Annotated in this window: 22 protein-coding genes; 18 read left to right on the top strand and 4 right to left on the bottom strand. The window is 43.4% G+C overall.

All coding sequences use genetic code 11. From position 1 onward, the window contains the following. Positions 1-55 precede the first annotated feature (55 nt). From tldD to C8R34_RS09115, 8 genes are all read left to right on the top strand, one after another. Positions 56-1,528: a metalloprotease TldD gene (tldD, locus tag C8R34_RS09150; RefSeq protein WP_110340036.1), complete on the top strand. Its 1,473-nt coding sequence runs from the start codon at positions 56-58 to the stop codon at positions 1,526-1,528. A 72-nt stretch (positions 1,529-1,600) separates the two neighbouring features. Continuing rightward, positions 1,601-3,304 (top strand): acetolactate synthase 3 catalytic subunit, encoded by a 1,704-nt coding sequence (locus tag C8R34_RS09145; protein ID WP_110340034.1) that lies wholly within the window; start codon positions 1,601-1,603, stop codon positions 3,302-3,304. A gap of 4 nt (positions 3,305-3,308) precedes the next feature. Then, a complete protein-coding gene (ilvN, locus tag C8R34_RS09140; protein WP_110340032.1) occupies positions 3,309-3,800 on the top strand; it encodes an acetolactate synthase small subunit in 492 nt (163 codons plus the stop codon). Positions 3,801-3,924: 124 nt separating this feature from the next. Further along, positions 3,925-4,941 (top strand): ketol-acid reductoisomerase, encoded by a 1,017-nt coding sequence (gene ilvC / locus C8R34_RS09135; protein ID WP_110340031.1) that lies wholly within the window; start codon positions 3,925-3,927, stop codon positions 4,939-4,941. A 66-nt stretch (positions 4,942-5,007) separates the two neighbouring features. Then, complete coding sequence (locus C8R34_RS09130) at positions 5,008-5,673, top strand: phosphatidylserine decarboxylase (RefSeq protein WP_110340029.1); 666 nt, start codon at positions 5,008-5,010, stop codon at positions 5,671-5,673. Positions 5,674-5,811: 138 nt separating this feature from the next. Further along, positions 5,812-6,585 carry a CDP-diacylglycerol--serine O-phosphatidyltransferase gene (gene pssA / locus C8R34_RS09125; RefSeq protein ID WP_110340027.1) on the top strand — a complete coding sequence of 258 codons (774 nt, stop codon included), beginning with the start codon at positions 5,812-5,814 and terminating at the stop codon, positions 6,583-6,585. Positions 6,586-6,810: 225 nt separating this feature from the next. Continuing rightward, entirely contained in the window at positions 6,811-8,343 is a 1,533-nt protein-coding gene (locus C8R34_RS09120; RefSeq protein WP_110340025.1) for a 2-isopropylmalate synthase, read from the top strand. A gap of 1 nt (position 8,344) precedes the next feature. Next, a complete protein-coding gene (locus C8R34_RS09115) occupies positions 8,345-8,833 on the top strand; it encodes a TlpA disulfide reductase family protein (RefSeq protein ID WP_165872550.1) in 489 nt (162 codons plus the stop codon). 85 nt (positions 8,834-8,918) lie between these two features. On the opposite strand, the gene C8R34_RS09110 is transcribed toward C8R34_RS09115, so the two are convergent. Further along, entirely contained in the window at positions 8,919-9,497 is a 579-nt protein-coding gene (locus tag C8R34_RS09110; protein ID WP_110340023.1) for a lytic transglycosylase domain-containing protein, read from the bottom strand. Then, on the bottom strand, positions 9,485-11,194 hold the full coding sequence (locus tag C8R34_RS09105) for a proline--tRNA ligase (protein ID WP_110340021.1): 1,710 nt from the start codon (positions 11,192-11,194) through the stop codon (positions 9,485-9,487). Before C8R34_RS09105 ends, C8R34_RS09110 begins: the two co-directional genes overlap by 13 nt. Before the next feature lie 209 nt (positions 11,195-11,403). Here C8R34_RS09105 and C8R34_RS09100 point away from each other — a divergent pair, with 209 nt between their 5' ends. The 10 genes from C8R34_RS09100 (at position 11,404) to C8R34_RS09055 (ending at position 20,347) form a co-directional block, all read left to right on the top strand. Then, on the top strand, positions 11,404-11,967 hold the full coding sequence (locus C8R34_RS09100; RefSeq protein ID WP_110340019.1) for an RNA pyrophosphohydrolase: 564 nt from the start codon (positions 11,404-11,406) through the stop codon (positions 11,965-11,967). 180 nt (positions 11,968-12,147) lie between these two features. Then, positions 12,148-13,140, top strand: coding sequence for a cytochrome-c peroxidase (locus C8R34_RS09095; RefSeq protein WP_110340017.1), 993 nt, complete (start codon positions 12,148-12,150; stop codon positions 13,138-13,140). A gap of 262 nt (positions 13,141-13,402) precedes the next feature. Next, the gene (hfq, locus tag C8R34_RS09090) at positions 13,403-13,648 is read left to right on the top strand and encodes an RNA chaperone Hfq (protein WP_110340015.1); all 246 of its coding nucleotides are present in this window, start codon (positions 13,403-13,405) and stop codon (positions 13,646-13,648) included. A 21-nt stretch (positions 13,649-13,669) separates the two neighbouring features. Beyond that, entirely contained in the window at positions 13,670-14,842 is a 1,173-nt protein-coding gene (gene hflX, locus C8R34_RS09085) for a GTPase HflX (protein ID WP_110340013.1), read from the top strand. Between the two features lie 21 nt (positions 14,843-14,863). Further along, positions 14,864-16,039 (top strand): FtsH protease activity modulator HflK, encoded by a 1,176-nt coding sequence (gene hflK / locus C8R34_RS09080; protein WP_110340011.1) that lies wholly within the window; start codon positions 14,864-14,866, stop codon positions 16,037-16,039. Further along, entirely contained in the window at positions 16,040-16,915 is an 876-nt protein-coding gene (hflC, locus tag C8R34_RS09075; RefSeq protein ID WP_110340009.1) for a protease modulator HflC, read from the top strand. It begins immediately after the preceding gene. A gap of 261 nt (positions 16,916-17,176) precedes the next feature. After that, positions 17,177-17,362 carry a DUF2065 domain-containing protein gene (locus C8R34_RS09070; protein ID WP_110340007.1) on the top strand — a complete coding sequence of 62 codons (186 nt, stop codon included), beginning with the start codon at positions 17,177-17,179 and terminating at the stop codon, positions 17,360-17,362. A 49-nt stretch (positions 17,363-17,411) separates the two neighbouring features. Further along, positions 17,412-18,563 carry an ATP phosphoribosyltransferase regulatory subunit gene (locus C8R34_RS09065; RefSeq protein ID WP_110340005.1) on the top strand — a complete coding sequence of 384 codons (1,152 nt, stop codon included), beginning with the start codon at positions 17,412-17,414 and terminating at the stop codon, positions 18,561-18,563. Between the two features lie 36 nt (positions 18,564-18,599). Then, complete coding sequence (locus C8R34_RS09060; protein ID WP_110340003.1) at positions 18,600-19,895, top strand: adenylosuccinate synthase; 1,296 nt, start codon at positions 18,600-18,602, stop codon at positions 19,893-19,895. 23 nt (positions 19,896-19,918) lie between these two features. After that, on the top strand, positions 19,919-20,347 hold the full coding sequence (locus tag C8R34_RS09055; RefSeq protein ID WP_110340001.1) for a GNAT family N-acetyltransferase: 429 nt from the start codon (positions 19,919-19,921) through the stop codon (positions 20,345-20,347). Positions 20,348-20,368: 21 nt separating this feature from the next. Here C8R34_RS09055 and C8R34_RS09050 read toward each other — a convergent pair whose 3' ends face one another. Next, positions 20,369-20,737, bottom strand: coding sequence for a hypothetical protein (locus C8R34_RS09050; RefSeq protein WP_110339999.1), 369 nt, complete (start codon positions 20,735-20,737; stop codon positions 20,369-20,371). Between the two features lie 1,069 nt (positions 20,738-21,806). Beyond that, a complete protein-coding gene (locus C8R34_RS09040; protein ID WP_110339997.1) occupies positions 21,807-23,177 on the bottom strand; it encodes a porin in 1,371 nt (456 codons plus the stop codon). Positions 23,178-23,350 lie beyond the last annotated feature (173 nt).

Raw genomic sequence — 23,350 nt, 5'->3', positions numbered from 1 at the left:
ATAATAATTCTCTACGTGACTGCATCATCTGCTGATAAAATAAGACCGGATAATTATGACGATTGAATGGATGACAGAAAATAAAGATTTTTATGCAATTGCCGACCGTTGCTTGTTGTCGCCCTATGACATTGATGCAACCGGATTACAACGCGTGTTGGATCAGATACTCACGCATAAAATCGATTATGCGGATCTTTATTTTCAGTACAGCCGCTCTGAAGGCTGGATGCTGGAAGAAGGTATCGTCAAATCTGGTAGCTTCAATATCGAGCAAGGGGTTGGTGTTCGTGCGATTAGTGGAGAAAAGACCGGATTCGCTTATTCCGATGACATTAGCATGCCAGCTCTGGTATCGGCGGCTCAGGCAACACGGGCGATCGCCAATCGGGGTGGTATGCCTGCAGTGCAAGTCATGAAAGATAATGCGGTGGATCGCCACACACAGTTGTATTTGCCGGAAGACCCCATCGCAAGTCTTAAAGATGCGGATAAAGTGGCTTTGTTAGAAAAACTCGAGCGCTATACCCGACAATTGGATCAGCGGGTTACTCAGGTGGTGGCATCGCTTGCCGGTGAATATGAAGTGGTACTGGTAACGCGTAGTGATGGGTTGCTTGCAGCTGATGTGAGGCCACTGGTTCGGTTGTCCTTGCAGGTGATCGTGGAAGAAAATGGTCGGCGTGAACAAGGTGTTGCCGGTGGTGGCGGGCGCTTTAATTATGCTTATTTTACCGATGAAATTTTGCAGGATTATGCAAAAAAAGCTGTGCATCAAGCCGTGATTAATTTGGATGCGCGCCCGGCGCCGGCAGGTACCATGACGGTTGTTCTGGGGAGTGGCTGGCCTGGGATATTGTTGCATGAAGCAATAGGTCATGGACTGGAAGGGGATTTCAACCGCAAAGGCAGTTCAGCGTTTTCAGGACGTATTGGTGAGCGCGTTGCAGCTCCCGGTGTCACGGTGGTCGATGATGGAACAATTCCGCAAAGGCGTGGATCGTTACATATTGATGACGAAGGTAATCCGACGCAATGTACTGTGTTGATAGAAGATGGCATACTTAGGGGCTATTTGCAGGACAGCCTAAATGCTCGATTAATGAATTCTCCTGTGACCGGTAATGGTCGGCGTGAGTCTTTTGCGCATATACCGATGCCGCGCATGACGAATACCTATATGCTGAATGGCGATAAGGATCCGGCAGAAATCATCGCTTCGGTCAAGCATGGCTTGTATGCCGCAAATTTTGGTGGCGGACAAGTGGATATCACCAGCGGGAAATTTGTTTTTTCAGCGGCCGAAGCCTATATGATTGAAGATGGAAAAATTACTTATCCTGTTAAAGGGGCTACTTTAATTGGTAATGGCCCTGATGTGCTGACACGAGTTTCTATGATCGGGAACGATATGTTACTTGATCCAGGTGTCGGAACATGTGGCAAGGATGGACAGAGTGTGCCTGTGGGTGTGGGACAACCCACATTGCGCATCGATGGGTTGACAGTGGGTGGTACGGGAAATTAGCGGTAAGCAGAAGTAGCACTGCCGCATGAATATTTAATAACTAGTTGAATTTGATATTGGGATGCAGAAAGCATGAGTGTGGAATTAACCGGCGCTGAAATTACAATACGCTGTTTGCAGGAAGAAGGGGTGCAGTGTATTTTCGGCTATCCCGGTGGGGCGGTATTGTTTATTTACGATGAATTATTCAAGCAGGATAAGGTTCGGCATATTTTGGTGCGTCATGAGCAAGCGGCCGTGCATGCAGCAGACGGTTATGCCCGTTCTAGCGATAAAGTGGGTGTGGCTTTGGTTACCTCAGGCCCGGGTGTGACGAATGCAGTAACAGGGATCGCAACCGCTTACATGGATTCGATTCCGATGGTCGTGATTAGCGGTCAGGTACCGACAAGCGCGATTGGCCTGGATGCCTTTCAGGAAGTTGATACGGTCGGCATAACGCGCCCTTGCGTCAAACATAACTTTCTCGTAAAAGATGTCACCGAACTGGCGGAAACTATTAAAAAAGCTTTCTATATCGCCTCAACAGGTCGCCCAGGTCCTGTGTTGGTGGATATACCCAAAGACGTTTCGCAGCAAAAAACCAAATTTGTTTATCCGGATAAGGTAACTATGCGTTCCTATAACCCTGTGGTTAAAGGACATTCCAGGCAGATCAAGAAAGCCGCTGAATTGATACTCACTGCTAAGCGTCCGATGATCTATGCAGGTGGCGGGGTAATTCTGAGCAATGCGGCACCTCAGCTGACTGAGTTGACGCAGCTGTTGAATTTTCCTTGTACCAATACTTTAATGGGATTAGGAGGATATCCTGCTACTGATAAGCAATCTTTAGGTATGTTGGGTATGCATGGCACTTACGAAGCTAACATGGCGATGCAGTATTGTGACGTTCTGGTGGCTGTGGGTGCACGTTTTGATGATCGTGTCATTGGTAATCCCAAGCATTTTTCTAATGAAAATAGAAAAATTATCCATATTGATATTGATCCGTCGTCTATTTCAAAACGCGTTAAGGTCGATGTTCCGATAGTCGGTGACGTTCTGGATGTGCTGAAAGAGCTGATTAAACTGCTAAAGGCCGGAAAGGAAAAGCCGGATCAAGCAGCATTGAAAGAATGGTGGAAACAAATCGAGCTATGGCGCGAGAGGGATTGTCTCAAGTTTAATCGTGATAGCGAAATTATTAAACCGCAAATGGTTATTGAGAAGTTGTTCAATATTACCAAAGGTGATGCGTTTATTACCTCGGATGTCGGGCAGCATCAAATGTGGGCCGCGCAGTTTTATAAATTTGATAAGCCTCGGCGCTGGATTAACTCGGGCGGATTGGGCACGATGGGGTTTGGAATGCCTGCGGCAATGGGGGTGCAGTTGGCCAATCCGAAAGGCAAAGTGGCTTGTGTTACGGGTGAAGCAAGTATCCAGATGTGTATTCAGGAATTATCGACCTGCAAGCAATATAAGTTGCCATTAAAGATTATTAACTTAAATAATCGCTACATGGGCATGGTTAGGCAATGGCAGGAGTTTTTTCACGGTAATCGCTATGCGGAATCCTATATGAATGCGCTACCGGATTTTGTGAAACTGGCTGAAAGCTATGGACATGTCGGAATGAAAATTGAACGGCCTGAAGATGTAGAAGGTGCTTTAAAGGAGGCATTTAAACTGAAAGATCAATTGGTATTTATGGATTTTATTACCGATCAGACTGAAAATGTTTTTCCCATGGTACCAGGTGGTAAAGGGCTCTCTGAAATGATTCTGGTGTAAATAAATGCGACATATTATTTCTTTATTAATGGAAAATGAAGCCGGTGCCTTGTCTCGCGTAGCTGGCCTGTTTTCAGCACGTGGTTATAACATTGAATCACTTTCAGTGGCACCTACTGAGGATCCAACCTTGTCGCGAATGACATTGGTGACGGTGGGATCTGATGAAGTAGTCGAGCAAGTAACAAAACAACTGAACAAACTGATTGAAGTGGTAAAAATCATCGATTTGAATGATGGTAGCCATATCGAGCGCGAATTGATGCTGGTAAAAGTACGCGCAGTTGGCGCAGATCGGGAAGAAATTAAACGTTTGGTTGAAATTTTTCGTGGCTGTATTATCGATGTGACAGACAAATCCTATACCATCGAGTTAACGGGCACCAGCTCGAAACTGGATGCGTTTCTTGAAGCGGTTGGGTGCAGCGCAGTTCTGGAGACAGTGCGCACAGGTGCATCCGGCATAGGGCGCGGAGAATGGATTTTAAAGGTATAATCCCCACCTGCTGATGAATTAAGAATCTCGAAGCCAGTAATCCAAAGCGATTAGTTTTTTCTAAATAAAGCGTTTTCACTATTGCTTGCTGGTTTCTGTGCTAATTTTGTTGAAAAGGAAAATAATGAAAGTTTATTACGATAAAGATGCAGATCTGTCTCTAATTAAAGGAAAAAAAGTAGCGATTCTGGGCTATGGTTCGCAAGGGCACGCACATGCTAATAATTTGAGCGAGTCGGGAGTGAGCGTTACGGTTGGTTTGCGTAAAGGCGGAGCGTCCTGGAGTAAAGCAGAAAAAGCCGGCTTAAAGGTCGTAGAAGTGTCTGAAGCTGTCAAGAACGCAGATGTCGTCATGGTACTATTGCCTGATGAACAGATTGGATCCGTATATAAGAAGGAAATTGAGCCCGGATTGAAGAAAAATGCCACGTTGGCATTCGCCCATGGTTTCAGCGTACATTACGGACAGGTAACGCCACGTGAAGATCTTGATGTCATCATGATTGCCCCTAAAGGCCCGGGTCATTTGGTGCGCTCTACGTATTTGCAAGGTGGCGGCGTACCTTCGTTGATCGCCGTGCATCAGGATAAATCAGGTAGAGCCCGTGATTTGGCGCTTTCTTATGCGGCTGCTAATGGCGGTACTCGGGGCGGTGTGATTGAAACAAGCTTTCGCGAGGAAACCGAAACAGATTTGTTTGGTGAGCAAGTGGTGTTGTGCGGTGGTTTGACCGCATTAATCCAAGCTGGCTTTGAAACGTTGGTGGAAGCCGGTTATGCACCGGAGATGGCGTACTTTGAGTGTCTGCATGAAGTCAAGTTAATCGTCGATTTGATTTACGAGGGCGGTATTGCCAATATGCGGTACTCGATTTCCAATAATGCCGAATATGGCGATGTATCGCGCGGCCCACGCATTATTACTGACGAAACTCGTGCAGAAATGCGTAAAATTTTACGTCAGATTCAGACGGGGGAATATGCTCGTGAATTCATTCTGGAAAATCAATCGGGCGCACCAGTGCTCAAAGCAAGTCGACGTATCGCATCCGAACATCAGATTGAACAAGTTGGTTCAAAGTTGCGTGATATGATGCCGTGGATTAAAAAGAATAAACTGGTCGATCAAGTGAAAAACTAAAGAACTGATTTTTCTGTGATTTGAATTTTGGCTTATTTATCATTTTAGATTTCTTTGTAACTACTTATGGCTCATTATCCTCATCCTATTATCGCTCGTGAAGGCTGGCCACATATCGTAATAGCGTTTACTGCTGCTTCTGGCGCTACGCTATTAGTGGGCTGGCTCTGGGCAATACCACTTTGGGTAATTGCCTTGTTTGTTCTGCAGTTTTTCCGTGATCCACCCAGGGAGGTGCCATCAGATCGCAATGCCATATTGGCGCCTGCTGACGGTAGAATTGTCGCGGTAGAAAAGATTCAGGACCCTTATCTGGAGCGGGAAGCTATTAAGGTCAGCGTGTTTATGAATGTGTTTAATGTACATTCTAATCGTAGTCCGGTCGATGGAACAGTGCGTGACAAATGGTATTTTCCTGGAAAATTCGTGAATGCGGATTTACCCAAAGCTTCTCTGGAAAACGAGCGTAATGCGCTATGGATTCAGGCAGATAATGGTGCGGATGTGACCTGTGTGCAGGTGGCTGGCTTAGTTGCAAAACGTATTATTTGTCATGCATCATCTGGCGATCATTTGGCACGTGGTCAACGTTTCGGCTTTATACGATTCGGGTCGAGGGTCGATGTTTATTTGCCATTGAACACTAAAATCAATGTCAATATTGGCGATAAGGTGTCCGCAACATTGACAGTGTTGGCGGAATTTCGTGAAGAACATAAAGAGACTAGCTAGAGAAGTGATCTATTTGCTCGCTAGAGTTTTTATTTCAATAACTAATCCTAACAGGTCGTTAAAAAAACGTTTTCGAAGCAACCGATACAAGGTTTATGGCACACTGTCATTCGTTAGCATTTTTCATATATACCAATAATGCCTGATTCTCTACCAGAGCGCACTATGCTCAAGTCCCGGTTACGACGGCGTGGCATCTATTTGTTACCTAATTTGTTTACTACCGCTGCGCTATTTGCGGGATTCTATGCCATTGTGCAAGCGATGAACGGGAATTTTGAGTATTCGGCGATAGCCATTTTTATTGCCATGGTACTGGATGGATTGGACGGTCGTGTCGCACGACTTACAGGTACTCAAAGTGAGTTCGGAGCAGAATACGACAGTATGTCCGATATGGTTTCTTTTGGGATTGCACCGGCATTGATCGTATATGAATGGGCCCTAAAAGATATGGAGCAATGGGGCTGGATAGTTGCATTCATTTACTGTGCATGTGCGGCGTTGCGGCTTGCACGATTCAATACCAATATCGAAGTCGTCGATAAGCGTTTCTTTCAGGGACTGCCCAGTCCTGCAGCAGCAGCATTGATAGCCGGACTTGTTTGGGTAACGCTTAATTTTCAGGTACAAGGCAGCGATATTAAATGGCTGGTTTGTGTGGTGACTTTGTTTGCTGCGTTAACCATGGTGAGCAATATTCCTTACTATAGCGGTAAAGAGATCAATTTACGTCGACGAGTACCGTTTTTTACTATCCTGTTATTAGTGCTGTTCTTCTTTGTTTTAATCCCCAGTCATCCGCCGCTCGTATTGTTTTGTTTGTTTGCAGTCTATGCATTTTCTGGTTTCTTTATTAAATTATGGCGTTTTAGCAGAAATAAAAAAAGTAGTGAAACACCTGGCTCATAAGCATTGTCTATTGCACAAAAAGAAAAAACTATTTATATTCGGCCATTATGTTAGTAAGAAACAATATCCACTCACTCCATCTGCTGCCAGCACCAGTGATTCTACTGGCGCTGTTATTGCGCCTTGCGCGCTAAAAATTTCTACCCTCTATTTCTTTCTACCCTATAAAATTCGATAAACGAGTTTTATCTTATTGTGAGTTTTCTTCCTCAAGTGGAGAGCATAATGCAAGAGCATTTAATTATTTTTGATACTACCCTACGTGATGGCGAACAAAGTCCTGGCGCATCAATGACTAAAGAAGAAAAGGTTCGCATTGCTTGGCAATTGGAACGTATGGGTGTGGATGTGATTGAAGCCGGCTTCCCAGCAGCTTCTAATGGGGATTTTGAAGCTGTCAAGGCCGTTGCTGATTCAGTGAAGGGGAGTGTGGTATGTGGTCTGGCGCGCGCGATTGAAGCTGATATTCAGCGTGCAGGCGAGGCATTGAAAGGTGCGCAGTCAGCGCGTATTCATACGTTTATTGCGACGTCACCGATTCATATGAAGAAAAAACTGCGTATGTCGCCGGATCAGGTCATCGTACAAGCGGTGAAGGCTGTGAAATGGGCGCGCCAATATACCGATAATGTTGAGTTCTCTCCGGAAGATGCCGGTCGTTCGGAAATAGATTTCCTGTGTCAAATACTCGAAGCGGTTATTGATGCAGGCGCGACCACACTGAATATTCCAGATACCGTCGGTTACACCATGCCGGAACAATTCGGCAAGTTGATTCGTGATTTGCGTGAACGTATTCCTAATTCTGATAAGGCAATTTTTTCAGTGCATTGTCATAACGATTTAGGATTGGCGGTAGCCAATTCATTAACTGCCGTGATGAATGGTGCACGGCAAGTCGAATGTACCATTAACGGCCTCGGCGAAAGAGCGGGTAATGCAGCATTGGAAGAGGTTGTGATGGCTGTGCGTACGCGCCAGGATTACTTTCCTTGTGATACTAAAATTGATACCACACATATTGTTTCGGCAAGTAAACTGGTCTCCGGTATTACCGGTTTTCCGGTGCAGCCTAATAAAGCGATTGTCGGTGCCAATGCTTTTGCGCATGAATCAGGGATTCATCAGGATGGCGTGTTGAAACATCGTGAAACCTACGAAATTATGCGTGCCGAAGATGTAGGTTGGGGGGCGAATAAGTTATTGCTAGGAAAACATTCAGGGCGTAATGCGTTTCGCAATCGTCTTATGGAATTGGGTATTGAATTGGAATCCGAAGAAATGCTCAATAATACTTTCTTACGTTTTAAGGAATTGGCAGATAAGAAGCACGAAATATTTGATGAAGATCTGCAAGCATTGGTTTCGGATGAAGTGTTGATATTGCAAGAGTGTTACAGGCTAATATCGCTAACGATTCATTGCGAAACAGGTGAGATTCCTTACGCACGGATCGTGATTTCAGATAATGGTAATGAAATACATGCCGAGTCTCAAGGAAGCGGTCCGGTTGATGCAACTTTCCGGGCGATTGAGGCACTGCTGATAAGTGGCGCCGAGTTACAGTTATTTTCCGTCAACAACATTACCAGCGGAACGGATGCACAAGGGGAGGTCACTGTTCGGTTACGTAAATCTGATCGTATTGCGAACGGACATGGGGCAGATACGGACATTGTTGTGGCTTCTGCAAAAGCGTACCTGAGTGCATTAAATAAACTTTGTAGCAAGTTGGAGCGAGCTCACCCGCAAGTATAGTATGGCTTGTCAATTACGCTACCAAATACTGAAACATAAATTGGCATGGTCATTTTGCCTGATGGCGCTGCTATTGAGCGCTCCGGTACAGGCCTTTGAGTTTCAGGATGCAACAGGGAAAATTCATAAGCTTGAAGACTACAAAGGGCGATGGGTACTGGTTAACTTCTGGGCAACCTGGTGCCCGCCCTGCTTAAAAGAGATTCCGGATTTGATCGCATTGTATGAGAGCCGAAAAGATATTATGGTAATTGGTGTGGCGATGGATTCTGGCGATCCGCAAGTGGTGATGGATTTTGTGCGGTCGATGTCAATTACTTATCCTACCGTTCTGGGGAATCGGGAGATTGCTTCTCAATTGGATGATATCTCGCTTTTACCCAGTACGTATTTTTACGATCCGGATGGTAATCCGGCTGCACGCCAGTTGGGCATTATTTCGCGCGAGAGTATAGAAACGTTTATTGAATCGAAATCTTCTAAAAAGTGAAGAACAGTCAACACGATGGCATCAATTCTGTGCAGCTCTGGGCGGAATTCTGATCCAGTTTGCTAATCATGAGGTGATGAAGCGTTTATCGCCAAGTACTCAACCATTTATCGAATACCAGTTGTGGATAAGTCGCTTCACCAAGGCTACCGTTATATCGGCCCAGCGCGCGGAAATAGTCACCTTTTTCCTGATCAAGGTAATGGCGCAGAATAGTGCATCCATAGCGCAAGTTGATGCGTAAATGAAAGAGATTGTGATCCTGATGACCGATGAGATCGATCCAGAACGGCATGATTTGCATATAGCCGCGCGCACCGGCATAGGAAACGGCATATTTCTTGAAGCCACTCTCGACTTGAATGACACTTAATATGAGTTGGGGATCCAATCCTGCCCGCGTTGCTTCATAGTAAACCGTGCGCAGAAATTCTTCCCGCTCAAGCGTATCAGGTATAAATTTTTCCAATCGGCGACTCATGATAACAAGCCATGTGATGTTATCGGCCATGGCAGCATACTCCGAATACGACACTGCTTGATCGCTGGTTTCGTGAAATATGCCGGTTTGGGCGTAGGCAGCAAGCTGCTCATAATGCGGATTATTGGCATGTACACTAGTGCAGCAAAGCAAAGCAACAATCGTAATCGTTAATTTATGCATAACTTGGTTGTTATAAATGAAAAAATTTCATCGATAGGTATTGCTTGCGAAGCTTCATCTTTTCGCCCTTGGTATTCAACAACAGATTGTTTCAATCCTCGTTCGCCAATAACAATTCGATGTGGAATTCCCACGAGCTCCATATCAGCAAACATGACACCAGGACGTTCGTCTCGATCATCCAGAAGTACTTCGACCCGAGCATTTGAGAATTGTTGATAGAGTTTTTCCACCGTGTCTTTTACCTGATTGCTTTTTTGCAGGCCGATCGGAACAATGACAAGCTGAAAAGGAGCCATTGTGGCTGGAAAAATAATGCCATGTTCATCATGATTCTGCTCGATGGCGGCAGCAATAATGCGTGAAATGCCAATACCATAGCACCCCATTTCCATATATCGCATTTGACCTGATTCATCGAGATAACCCGCTTTCATGATTTCAGAATATTTTGTACGCAACTGAAAAATATGGCCGACCTCAATGCCGCGACAAATTTCCAGTGTTCCCTTACCATCGGGCGAAGCATCGCCTGCAACAACATTGCGGATATCGAAAACATGATCGGGTATTTTAAGATCGCGCTCAAAATTGACATGGGTCAGATGAAAGCCTTCTGCGTTTGCGCCACAAATGAAATTACTCATGCTGATGACAGCATAATCAGCAATTACACAAGTTTCTAAACCAACGGGGCCGATATATCCAGGTATTGTTCCAGTTTCTTGTAGGATATCCGCTTCACTTGCCATTTGAAATTCAGATAAAAAGGGTATTTTCCTGACTTTCAATTCGTTGAGCTGGTGGTCGCCGCGCAGCAGCAATAAGAATATTTTGTCATGTACTTTTATTGCGAGCGTTTTGACGGTTTGTTGTAAGGGCATTCCTAAGAACGCTGCCACTTCAGCGCAAGTTTTTTTATTGGGTGTCGAGATTTTTTGCATGACACCTGTGGGTTTATCATGCTCCTGTTGCGATATCAGTGCACTGGCTAATTCAATATTGGCGGCATAATCTGAATCCGGGCAAAATGCAATGGCATCCTCGCCGGATTCTGCTAGCACATGAAATTCATGCGAGCCACTGCCACCGATGGCGCCGGTATCGGCCGCTACAGCACGAAATTTCAATCCAAGACGGGTAAAAATACGACTATATGTTTCATACATAAGTTGATAAGTTTGCGCCAAGCTATCTGCATCAGTATGGAACGAATACGCATCTTTCATCAAGAACTCTCGTGCACGCATAACTCCAAAACGTGGTCGAATTTCATCGCGAAATTTAGTTTGAATTTGATAAAAATTAAGTGGTAGCTGGCGGTAACTTTTGATTTCTTTGCGTGCTATGTCGGTGATGATTTCTTCATGGGTAGGACCGAAGCAGAAGTCGTGCTCATGACGATCCTTGATTTTTAGCATTTGTGGTCCGAATATATCCCATCTACCCGTTTCTTGCCACAACTCTGCAGGTTGTATGGCGGGCATTAGAACCTCTATGGCGCCACTTTTGTTCATTTCTTCACGAACAATATTTTCTATTTTTCGGAGTATTCTCAAGCCTAGTGGCATCCAGGTATATAATCCGCTGCCGAGACGTTTGATAAGCCCGGCACGTAGCATCAATTTATGACTAATGAGTTCCGCTTCAGCAGGTGCTTCTTTGAGGGTTGAAATAAAAAATTGCGAGACGCGCATGAATGATTCCATTATGATGATAAATTAACGCAATTTTACCTTGAAATAGTAAAGGAAGTGCGGATTAGTCTATACATAAGTATGCAGATAACTTGGCGCTGGCAAATGAAGCTATAACGAAAGTATGGAGTTTTGTTTTGTGGACACTTTCAATCTGCAATAAAGTATGAAAAAATCTATACATTTGATGGGTCAAATGGGTAATTTACATGATTGACCGTAATGGATACCGCCCCAATGTCGGTATTATCCTGCTGAATTCAAAGAATGAAGTTTTTTGGGGCAAACGTATCAGGCAGAATTCTTGGCAATTTCCCCAAGGTGGTATCAAATCAGGGGAAAGCCCTGAGCAGGCTATGTATCGGGAATTAACCGAGGAGATAGGGTTGCGTCCAAATCATGTGGAGATTGTTGGGCGAACACGTGATTGGTTGCGTTATGAGGTACCTGAGCGTTGGATAAGGCGTGAGTGGCGGGGAAATTATAAGGGACAGAAGCAGATTTGGTACCTGTTGCGCTTAATCGGGCGTGACAGTGATGTTTCGCTGCGTGGAAGCACGCATCCGGAATTTGATGCGTGGCGTTGGAATCAATATTGGGTTGAGTTGGATTCAGTGGTTGAATTTAAACGTAAGGTTTATAAGCAGGCATTAACAGAGCTGTCGCGTTTACTAAAAACAGATGTGTGTCAAAGTTCTGGTTACGACAAAAATAATGTGCCTAAAGAAGCCACTAAAATTGGCTTGGCCAGTCAATTGGAAGTCAATGAATAATCTATTCGTTGTGAGAAATTATTCTGCTATAAAGTATCGACGAGTACATATGAATTATTCTGTTATTTTTTGAGAAGCAGGATATTGTCGCCTTGTTTTGTGTTTTAAGATTCCCACTTGTGAATGTTTCATCAGGCGTAACCGGCTGCGCCATTACAGCCGTTTTTAGGGAGAATACCGATGAAGATACGTACACTGGTTGCGTCACTGTTATCGATTGGCGCTCTTGTCGCCTCGATTAATGTTTTAGCCAATGAGCCTATCCAGCCCATTAAAGCGCCAGTAGTGAAAAATGCGGATATGGTTGAATTAGGTAAGATGTTATTTTTCGATCCGCGTCTATCGAAATCCGGTTTTATTTCCTGTAATTCCTGCCACAATTTGAGCATGGGAGGCACAGATAATATTCCGACTTCTATTGGTCACGCATGGCAACAAGGACCCATTAATGCTCCCACAATATTGAATGCCAGTATGAATTTGGCGCAATTTTGGGATGGACGTGCTAAAGATTTAAAAGAGCAGGCAGGGGGGCCTATTGCAAACCCAGGGGAGATGGCATCAACGCATAAAGCGGCTGTCGAGGTTTTGCAATCAATTCCTCAGTATCGCGGGCATTTTCAAAAAGCATTTGGCTCTGATCAGGTGGATATTGATCGCGTGACGACTGCAATTGCAGCTTTTGAGGAAACTTTGGTTACGCCGGGATCGCGTTTTGATAAGTGGCTGGAAGGCGATAAGAAAGCATTAAATCCGCAGGAATTGGAAGGATATGAATTATTTAAGAGTAGCGGTTGCTCAGGCTGCCATAATGGACCAGCGGTAGGTGGTGCACTGTATCAGAAGTTTGGCGTATACCATCCTTATAAAACAGCGAGTAAAGCGGAAGGCAGAAAAGCGGTTACCGGAAAAGATACTGATTTAAACGTTTTTAAAGTACCAACGCTGCGTAATATTGAATTAACCTACCCCTATTTTCATGATGGCGCAGCAGCGACATTGGAAGATGCTGTAAAAACAATGGGAAAAGTGCAATTGGATCGTGATTTTGATAAGAAGGAAATTGACAGTATTGTTGCCTTCTTAAAAACACTAACCGGTGAACAGCCTGACTTTAAGATGCCGATTCTGCCGCCTTCCAATAATAGTACGCCAAGACCTGAACCATTTTAATTGTCTGAATTAAAAGACGGTTTTTTAAATCTTGTCATTGAAGCGATGAATGCAATTTAAGTATCCAGACTGGAAATCCAGTTTGGGTGCTTGAAATATCGTAAGAATAGAGTAAACATAAATTTTGACAGTTCTCATAATGGTTGGGAGTTAATGCCAAATCAAGGTGTTGCAGTGTTGGTGCAATCTAATGTAGATTTACATTAAAAAATCAAGTAGAGTCACTATTCCGATAACCAATAATTAGAATAGGGAGTTACCCATGGGTAACAAGGGACAGTTACTGCAAGATCCATTTCTGAATATATTGCGTAAAGAACATATTCCGGTATCAATCTATTTGGTGAATGGTATCAAATTGCAAGGACAAATTGATTCGTTTGATCAATATGTGGTGCTGTTAAAAAACTCAGTGACGCAAATGGTATATAAACATGCAATTTCTACAGTGGTGCCTGCAAGAGCGGTTACCATGCCGATTGAAACAGTGGAAGCACATGACACTTAGTGCCTGAATAATGATTCAGGTATGCATAAATTGCCCGTAGCGGATAAAGCTGTCTTAGTTAGCCTTGATTTTGGCAATGGTGATCATGTCGATCGCGTGCAAGAATTACAGCAGCTGGCCCTCAGCAGTAAGCTCCAAGTAGTAGCAGTTATTGAAGGAAAGCGTGCCCGACCTGACCCTACGACCTACATTGGAAGCGGCAAAGTCGAAGAATTGGCGCAAGTAATCATGCAGAATAAAGTGCCATTGGTTATTTTTAACCATGATTTATCACCGGCTCAGCAACGTAATTTGTCTGTACGTTTGAATTGCAATGTTATTGATCGCACTAGCCTAATTCTGGATATTTTCGCTCAGCGAGCTAAGAGCTATGAGGGAAAGCTGCAGGTTGAATTGGCACAACTTGAGCATCTGGCAACTCGATTAGTGCGGGGATGGACTCATTTAGAAAGACAAAAAGGTGGTATAGGCTTGCGTGGTCCCGGTGAAACCCAATTAGAAACAGATCGAAGGTTAATTAGAAAGCGAGTTAAGTTACTTAAAGAGAAGCTTGCAACCTTACAGCGTCAACGTAATGTACAAAGACGATCAAGGCAGCGCACCAATGTATTGTCGGTGTCCATAGTTGGTTATACCAATGCGGGGAAATCGACATTATTTAATAAATTGACACGTGCACAATCGTATACTGCAGATCAGCTGTTTGCCACATTGGATACAACAACACGAAAATTGTTTCTTACACCGAGCAGCTCAGTTGTAATTTCGGATACAGTAGGGTTTATTCGTGAATTGCCGCACACCTTGGTTGCGGCATTTCGTGCGACGCTTGAAGAGACTGTTCAAGCTGATATACTGCTTCATGTGATAGATGCCAGCAGCCCCAATCGGGATGAACAAGTTGAAGAGGTTAACAAAATATTAAAGGAGATTGGTGCTGATTCTATTCCTCAGATTTTAATCCTGAACAAGATTGATTTAACTGACTTGTCTTTAGACGGTAAAGGTTGCGGGCGTGATGAATATGATAGAATATCACGCATTCGTTTAAGTGCAAAAACAGGCGAGGGTATAGAGTTTGTAAGGCAAGCATTGACAGAAGCAAGCGCAGAAAACTCCAAAAAAATGTATGAAGAATCGACCGATACAAAGAAAATAACTGAAGGCTGTGCTACGGTACAAGGATTTTTTTGAACGAACAAAACAGGAATTATTATGGGATTAAATGATCCACAGTGGGGAAAAAATAAAGGTGATTCTGGTCCACCAGATCTGGACGACGTGCTGCGCAATGTCAATAAAAAGATTAATAATATTTTTGGACAAAAAAAAGGTGGCGGGGATGATGATGGGCCACGTGATAAAGCTCCGAAGCAGCAAAGTGGCGGTAATATTGCATTAATATTGGGTTTGTTAGTAGTGGTGTGGTTGGGCAGTGGATTCTATATTGTCGAAGAGGGACATAGAGGTGTTGTATTACGCTTCGGTCAATTTGTAGAAACCGCTCCAGCAGGTTTACGTTGGCACCTACCTTATCCCGTTGAAAAAGTGGAGATAGTGAATGTCAGTCAAGTTCGTACGGTTGAAATTGGCTACCGTAACAATGTGAGGAGTAAAGTACTCAGGGAATCATTGATGCTGACTGATGATGAAAACATCATCGATATCCAGTTTGCGGTGCAGTATATTTTGAATGATCCAGAGAAGTTTTTATTTAAAAATAGAAGTCCTGATGATGCAGTTTTGCAGGCTGCAGAAACTGCAATTAGACAAGTCATCGGCAAAAGCAAAATGGATTATGTTCTCTACGAAGGTCGCGAGCAAGTGGCTGCTAAAGCAACGCAGTTAATGCAAAAGATTCTAGATCGCTATGAAATAGGTATTTCTATCAGTAAAGTAACGATGCAAAATGCACAACCGCCGGAACAAGTTCAGGCTGCGTTTGATGATGCAGTGAAAGCCGGGCAAGATAGGGAACGGCAAAAAAATGAAGGCCAAGCTTATGCTAATGACGTCATTCCAAGAGCTGTCGGTAATGCGGCCCGATTAATTCAAGAATCTGAAGGGTATAAGCAGCGCGTCATTGTAAGTGCGGAAGGTGACGCCAGACGTTTTGAACAGATCCTGGTTGAATATAGCAAAGCGCCCACAGTGACCCGTGAGCGCTTGTATTTGGATATGATGCAGCAAGTACTTTCTAATACCAGTAAGATTCTGGTTGATCAGAAGAGCGGCAATAATCTACTGTATTTACCGTTGGATAAATTAATTCAAATGACTGGATCCACACCAGCACCGGTAGCTGTGCAACCTTCAGCACAGGAATCCGCATCTGACAACAGTATACGGACACGAGAATCTTTTCGCAGTCGTGAACGGGAGATTAGATAGATGAAAAATTTTACATCAGTATTTTCAGGCATAATTATTGCCGTTTTTTTTCTGGGAAGTTCAGCTATCTATATTGTAGATGAGCGACAACAGGCAATTCTATTTCAATTGGGGGAAGTGATCGATGTTAAAACTGAACCGGGTTTATATTTCAAAATTCCTTTAGCACAGAATGTGCGTTATTTTGAGAAACGTATTCTGACCATGAACACGGAAGAACCGGAACGTTTTATTACATCAGAAAAGAAGAACGTTTTAGTAGACTTGTTCGTTAAGTGGCGCATTGTTGATGTCAAGCAATATTATATTAGTGTACGTGGGGATGAAGGTCTGGCGCAAACGCGTTTAGCACAAACCATAAATGCCAGTTTGCGTGACGAATTTGGTAATCGAACGGTTCATGATGTGGTTTCAGGTGAACGGGACGTCATTATGGAGATTATGCGTCAGAAAGCAGACAATGATGCTCGCTCAATTGGTGTGGAAGTTGTTGATGTGCGCTTGAAACGTGTAGATCTGCCGCAAGAGGTTAGTGAATCTGTTTATAGACGTATGGAAGCGGAACGAAAAAGAGTGGCCAATGAATTGCGCTCTACCGGTGCAGCTGAATCTGAGAAGATTCGTGCTGATGCTGACAGGCAGCGGGAAGTTATTTTGGCAGAAGCTTATCGTGAAGCTCAGAAAACAATGGGTGATGGCGATAGTCAAGCGGCTGCGACTTATGCGGCGGCTTTTCAGAAAGATGCGGAGTTTTATGCTTTCTGGCGTAGCATGGATGCGTATAAACAATCGTTCAAGAACAAGGGAGATATGATGGTTCTTGAACCGACTTCCGACTTCTTCAAATATTTGAAGAATCCTGATGTTGGTAAATGATAATTAAGAACTGACTGAATAAAAAGATATTTATTGTTCAGAGACCCTGCTGGAAATGTCATGCTCATAAGATAGAGAGCTATTTCCGAATCTAGGGCGGTGCTCTTGTAAATAGGAATATAATTTTGTTTTGCAGTAACTTTCTAAGAGGTTCTGGAAATCGCGGTTAATTTTATACTCGATTACAACAGAACCTCTTAATTTTTTTGTTTATTTTTTGAAAGTGCAGTGAGAAATTGATTAATCAGGAGTCGCTGTTATATGTGGGAAACTTTTCTGATTGCAGTTGCATTGATGTTGATTCTAGAAGGAATGCTGCCATTTTTATCTCCCAGCACTTGGCGAGAAGCATTTAGAAAGTTAATCGAAATTAATGATAGTCAAATACGTTTTATAGGCCTGACTTCGATGTTGATTGGATTAATGCTACTCCTTATCGTAAGCTAATTTGCTGTTCTCAATTCTTTTTATTGATTGATGTTTGTCGAACATGACTATGCGTAATTGGTTACTTCCAGAATATGTCGAAGATATATTACCTGTAGAAACACTTCATATTGAGATAGTACGTCGGCAAATCATTGATTTATTGCTGGTGAATGGTTACCAACAGGTCATTCCGCCCTTATTGGAGTATGTGGAGTCGCTATTATCCGGTAGTGGCAGTGACATGGATCTGCAAATGTTTAAAGTGATCGACCAACTGAGTGGGCGCATGATGGGTTTGCGTGCTGATATGACGCCACAAGTTGCCAGGATTGATGCGCATTTGCTGAATTGTGCAGGAATAACACGCTTATGTTATGCCAATAGTGTGCTGCATACCGTACCATCCGGAATAACACAGACGCGAGAGCCATTGCAGATTGGCGCGGAACTTTATGGTCACTCCGGTTTGGAAAGCGATCTCGAAGTTCAACGGCTTATGTTGCAATGTTTATCTGTTTCAGGTGTGGGTGAAATTCAACTGGATCTTGGGCATGTGGCAGTTTTCCGGGGATTAATTAAAGGTGCGGGTATATCGCGAGAACTCGAAACCGAATTATTCTCAGTTTTGCAAGCAAAAGATATTTCAACGCTACAGGAATTGTGTATAAAGTTGCCAAAACATGCTCGTGAGGCATTGATGCTGTTACCTGATTTATATGGTGATAAAGAAATTCTGATACATGCCAGTGAACGATTACCAGATTACCCTGAAATAAAGATAGCACTTAATGAACTTAATATCATTGAGGAAGAATTAAAGCCAACTGTCGATAAGATTTCATTCGATTTGGCTGATTTACGTGGGTATCATTATCACACAGGTGTTGTTTTTGCTGCTTATGCCAACGGGAGTTCAAACGCTATTGCTTTAGGTGGGCGTTATGATGAGATTGGTAAAGCTTTTGGGCGAGCACGACCGGCAACTGGCTTTAGCATGGACCTAAGAGAGTTATCCAAATTAGTCAGACCCAAAGCATATCCAAAAGGAATACGCGCACCTTTCCAGAAAAAAGATACAGAATTAGAAGCTAAGATTGAACAGTTACGTAAAGCAGGGCACATAGTCATCATGGAATTGCCAGGGCAAAACAATGAATCTTTGAACTGTGACAGGCAGTTAGTATTGCATAATGAACAGTGGATTGTTGCAGAAATCTAATTTTTTAGAAATAGAGTTATTTAGAGATATAAAGGTATGACTAAAAATGTTGTAGTCATTGGTACGCAATGGGGTGATGAAGGAAAAGGGAAGATTGTCGACTGGTTGACAGATCATGCACAAGGCGTGGTGCGTTTTCAGGGAGGACATAATGCGGGCCACACACTGGTTATCGGTAATAAAAAGACCGTATTGCACCTGATTCCATCCGGTATTTTGCGTGATAGCGTGATTTGTTATATTGGCAATGGCGTAGTGATTTCACCAGGCGCATTGCTGGATGAAATTGACATGCTTGAGCAAAGTGGTGTTGATGTGAGCGGGCGATTGCGAATTAGTGCGGCCTGTCCTTTAATCTTACCTTGTCACATCGCACTGGATAATGCGCGCGAAACTGCTCGTGGCGTTGGGAAGATTGGAACCACAGGGCGCGGCATCGGTCCGGCTTACGAGGATAAAGTGGCTCGGCGTGCAATTCGCTTGCAAGACTTGTTTCATCGGGACCGTTTTGCAGCCAAATTAGGTGAAATGTTGGATTATCATAATTTCGTGTTAAAGCATTATTTTAATCAGCCTATCGTAGATTTTCAGAAAACAATGGATGAAGCATTGATCCAATCTGAGCGTATTAAACCTATGGTGGCGGATGTGCCGCAGCTCTTATTTGATGCGCACAAATCAGGTAAAAGCTTGTTATTCGAAGGTGCACAGGGCACGCTATTGGATGTCGACCATGGCACCTATCCATTTGTTACGTCCAGTAACTGTGTGGCTGGCGCAGCAGCACCGGGTAGTGGCATAGGACCACAAATGCTGCATTATGTATTAGGTATCACTAAGGCATACACCACACGAGTTGGCTCCGGTCCGTTTCCAACCGAGCTGGATGATGAAATCGGCAAGCGTTTGGCCACACGTGGGCACGAATTTGGATCGACCACAGGACGTCCTCGTCGTTGTGGCTGGTTTGATGCAGTTGCACTCAAGCGTTCGATTCAAATAAACGGTGTAACTGGACTATGTATTACCAAACTTGATGTACTGGATGGTGTAGAGAGCCTTAATTTAGGGGTAGGTTATAAGCTGGGCAACGGTAGCAGTAGTAATATATTACCGACGGGTGCTGATGATCTGAGTGGTTGTGAGCCAGTCTATGAGGAAATACCGGGTTGGTTGGAAAATACTGAAGGAATCAAAGAGTTTGGCCAACTACCCAAAGCAGCGCAGAATTACCTGAAACGCTTGGAAGAAGTATGCGAGATTCCGATTGACATGATCTCCACGGGTCCTGATAGAGAAGATACCATTGTATTGCGTCATCCATTTAAGTAGTAATCTATCGTGGAAATGATTTTATGCAACATTTTCATCGGTTACGCATAGTAGATTGGGAAGACGAAGCATCTGCTTTACGTATGATTCGAACAGCGGTTTTTATTCATGAGCAGCGAGTTCCGGAAGAGCTCGAATGGGATGAGTTTGATATAATCAGCACGCATGTGCTTGCATTTAATGCTGACGGACAGCCCGTAGGAACTGTACGATTGTTACCGGATGGGCATATCGGACGTATGGCGGTATTAAAAGAATGGCGTGGGATAGGGATCGGCAGGGCCATGATGCTAAAAGTACTGGAAGAAGTAAGCAATCGAGGAATACCCAAAGCCATACTAAATGCGCAAACGGCTGCTGTTCGATTCTACGAAAAGTTTGGATTTCAGGCGCATGGGAAAGAATTTATGGATGCGGGAATTCCGCATGTCAAAATGATTCTGCAACGATAGCAATAGTCAAATAGGTTTTAATTATCTTCTTTCAGTTTTTCCCCATTCATTAGCTAAGGTATCAGTGGCTTGTTTCCACTGATTAGTTGCTTGTTCCAGTAATGCGTTAGCCTGTTCAGATTTTTTCCGAGCAATTGCTGCTTCTTCCTCAGCCGCTGACAGTTTTTGTTTGATAGAAGTTACTTTCTTTTCTCCAAACGCTGCATCTTTAGCGAGTGTTTCAGCAGATTGTTTGGCTTGTATCATGCGCTCATAAGCATTGCTGGCGCTTTTCTGCAGATGCTCGATGGCTTCTGCATTTGCAAATGGCATATACACGATGCTTAAAAGTAAGGCGAAGCAAGCGTTAATAAATAATCCGATGTTATTATTGAAAATAGTCTTCATCATTGTCCTTAAAATCATTGATGTCGATTGAATTCATTCTGCGAATTCGTATGCTAAGAAAGGAATGAATTTTTGATCACGTGAAACAAAAATTGAGGTGCTGATGCATTTTTCCAATACGCAATATGAGTCATTATAGAATCGAATGAATGCCATTTTTGAATTTCAAGTAATTGATCCATGCATAAATAGGGTATTGAGTTAAAATCAGTTTGTCAAAAAGCACGCGCCTTTGTTTATCATTGGTATAAGGTTAAATAACTTCTTATTAAAAATGTATCTAGCAGGCTGTTGAAGAAACTATCCGCGTCGTCGCTACAGTGTTAAAACAGGCTAAAAATGCTTAATAAACTGTGTCTTCTCGCCTGTTTTTGTCTAGCATCGACTGCCTCATAAATGTTTTTTCTAATAAGCAGTAAGTTATAAAACGAACATTTATAATGGAATTACGATAACCTAGATGAAGTATAAGTCATTTAGAATCAATAGTTGCAATTTATGCGATGGAATAGAAATTTTTATGAAAAAAATGAAAATATTTGTATGGTCTGCGATTAAAGTAAGCTTGTTTCTTTTTTGTGGTTTGGGATTGACTGTATGGTCTTTATCAGCGCATGCGAGCTGTAAAGGATGTTTATGCCCGGGGGATCCTTGTAATCTTTGCCCATTACCTGCCATGGAGGGTGCTCCGTCAAAACCCGATGAACCTGAATTGTGCGCTAGAATAAGAGAAAAAGTTCCACCAACTTCAGCACAACCCGGATCCAACGAGTATTTCCCGAATTTGGATAATTCTATCAGGGTATGTGTTAACGAAGGGGGGGATGTCATTAGAAATAGGCAGCGTAGCGCAGAGTTTTCAGCGCGGTTTTATTGCAAACCGCCTAGTATTATAAAAAAGCAGTAACTATGACATGCATGTGTCAATTTGAACTAACACCTACAGCAGGCGTTGAAAGACGTTCCGAGGCAGTCGATAACAAGCAAAACAGGTAAGGAAGTGCAGCTTGTGCGTAATAAAATGAGTATTTTGAGCTTGTTTTTAACGTCATAGGTAGTTTTTCAACGCCTGCTAGAAGGGTAATACGAAGTCGAGTGAAAATAAAATCTGATCTTTGTTTCCGCCAAACGGTCGATAAGCGGCTGTATGATAGGCATCGACTCGATCATAACGAATATTGGGGCGAATATTCAGTCTCTCTAAGAAATTCAATCCAAGCTTCAAAGTTTTGGCTGCCTTCCAATTTAGTCCCACGGTCATAGAATAATAATCTGCCGGTGCAACGGTTACATTGTTGAGGTCACCCGCATAGCTGACTGTTTTATCATGGACGACATTGGTAGCGGCGGCTATACGGAACGGAGATGGATTGCGAAAACCGACTTTATCACGATACCATTCACCCCGAGCACCGATTGCCAGATTGTCTGTTAGGTCATAGTATAGATGTGCAATCGCACTAAACCATTCCGCATCTTTTGTTACATTGCTGTATTTCTGGTTGTTCAACAAGACGCCGCCTGCAAGCCCGTAAACATGGTGCAGAACCAATAGGGTTTTAGGCGTAATTCTGTGTTGCAAGACAATGTTATAAAATCCCCAAGGTTCGTTGCTTCGCGTGGAAATCTCACCATAGGTGCCGGAGAAATGAAGTGAGGTTGCACGATTATCACTAGTCCACGTAAAGCCGGCAAGTCCACTCCAGTTTCCTAATTGCTTATCCCATCCGCCATCCCATCCACCATTAGCGCTGCCGGTAATCGGACCGCCTAAGATAAGCCAGTTTTTGTTGACGGAATAGTTTGCCAGCATGCCTGTATGAGTAAAAGGTTCGCCGACATTCAGAGTATAAGCGCGCGTATAAAAGAAATTGTCAGGTGCTGGAACGGTTTCAAAGCCTGTCGGGGTATAAAAATGCCCCAATTTTATGTTGAGTCCATTGCCGATCGGTACATAGGTTTCTAGGTATGCTTGCGGAAGGGCAGTGCTATACGTTCGTGTGGAAGAACAACATAAATGGAGATCCCAATTACTTCTTTTCAGAGGTTCTCCGGAATTTACATCAAAAGCTGGAACACCAAAAGCTTGAGTAAAGATGGCGTCTGTCCCAAACATGAAATCGAAACGTCCACCAAAATCCCATACTGTGCCTTGTGAGACGACGGGGCGACGTATGTACAAATTCAATTGATTGAGCTGAAACCGATTAGCCTGATCAGCAAAAATAACCGGGCCATTGAATCCATTAGTTTGGCTTGGATTAAAGGTCGCTCCACCATGAATCCAGCCGCCAAATTGCAGCTTGCTATCGTTAAATAATTTTTTAATCCTGGGATGATTAGCATGGAGATTACCTGCATGCGTTGTAAGTGCTGCAAAAATTAATATACTACTTGTTATGGCAAATAACAACCATCTTGGAAGCTGCAAGATACCGTACATGCTGTGGGATATTCCGAAAGAAAAAGAAATAAAAAGAGTGTGTGCTATGTCAGCGCTGAGTTTGTTGAGTGTTCTATACTACAAGGTGTTTTGCTGAATAAATATGCGGGCGTGATTATAGACGCTTTAGTGACATATTCCCATCCAAATGGTGTCCGGAAGCGGTTTTTTTG

The sequence above is a fragment of the Nitrosomonas sp. Nm84 genome (genome assembly GCF_003201565.1).
In the GTDB taxonomy this organism is placed as follows: Bacteria; Pseudomonadota; Gammaproteobacteria; order Burkholderiales; family Nitrosomonadaceae; genus Nitrosomonas.
Note: the sequence above shows the minus strand (reverse complement) of the source record. Positions and strands in the feature narration are given on the sequence as shown.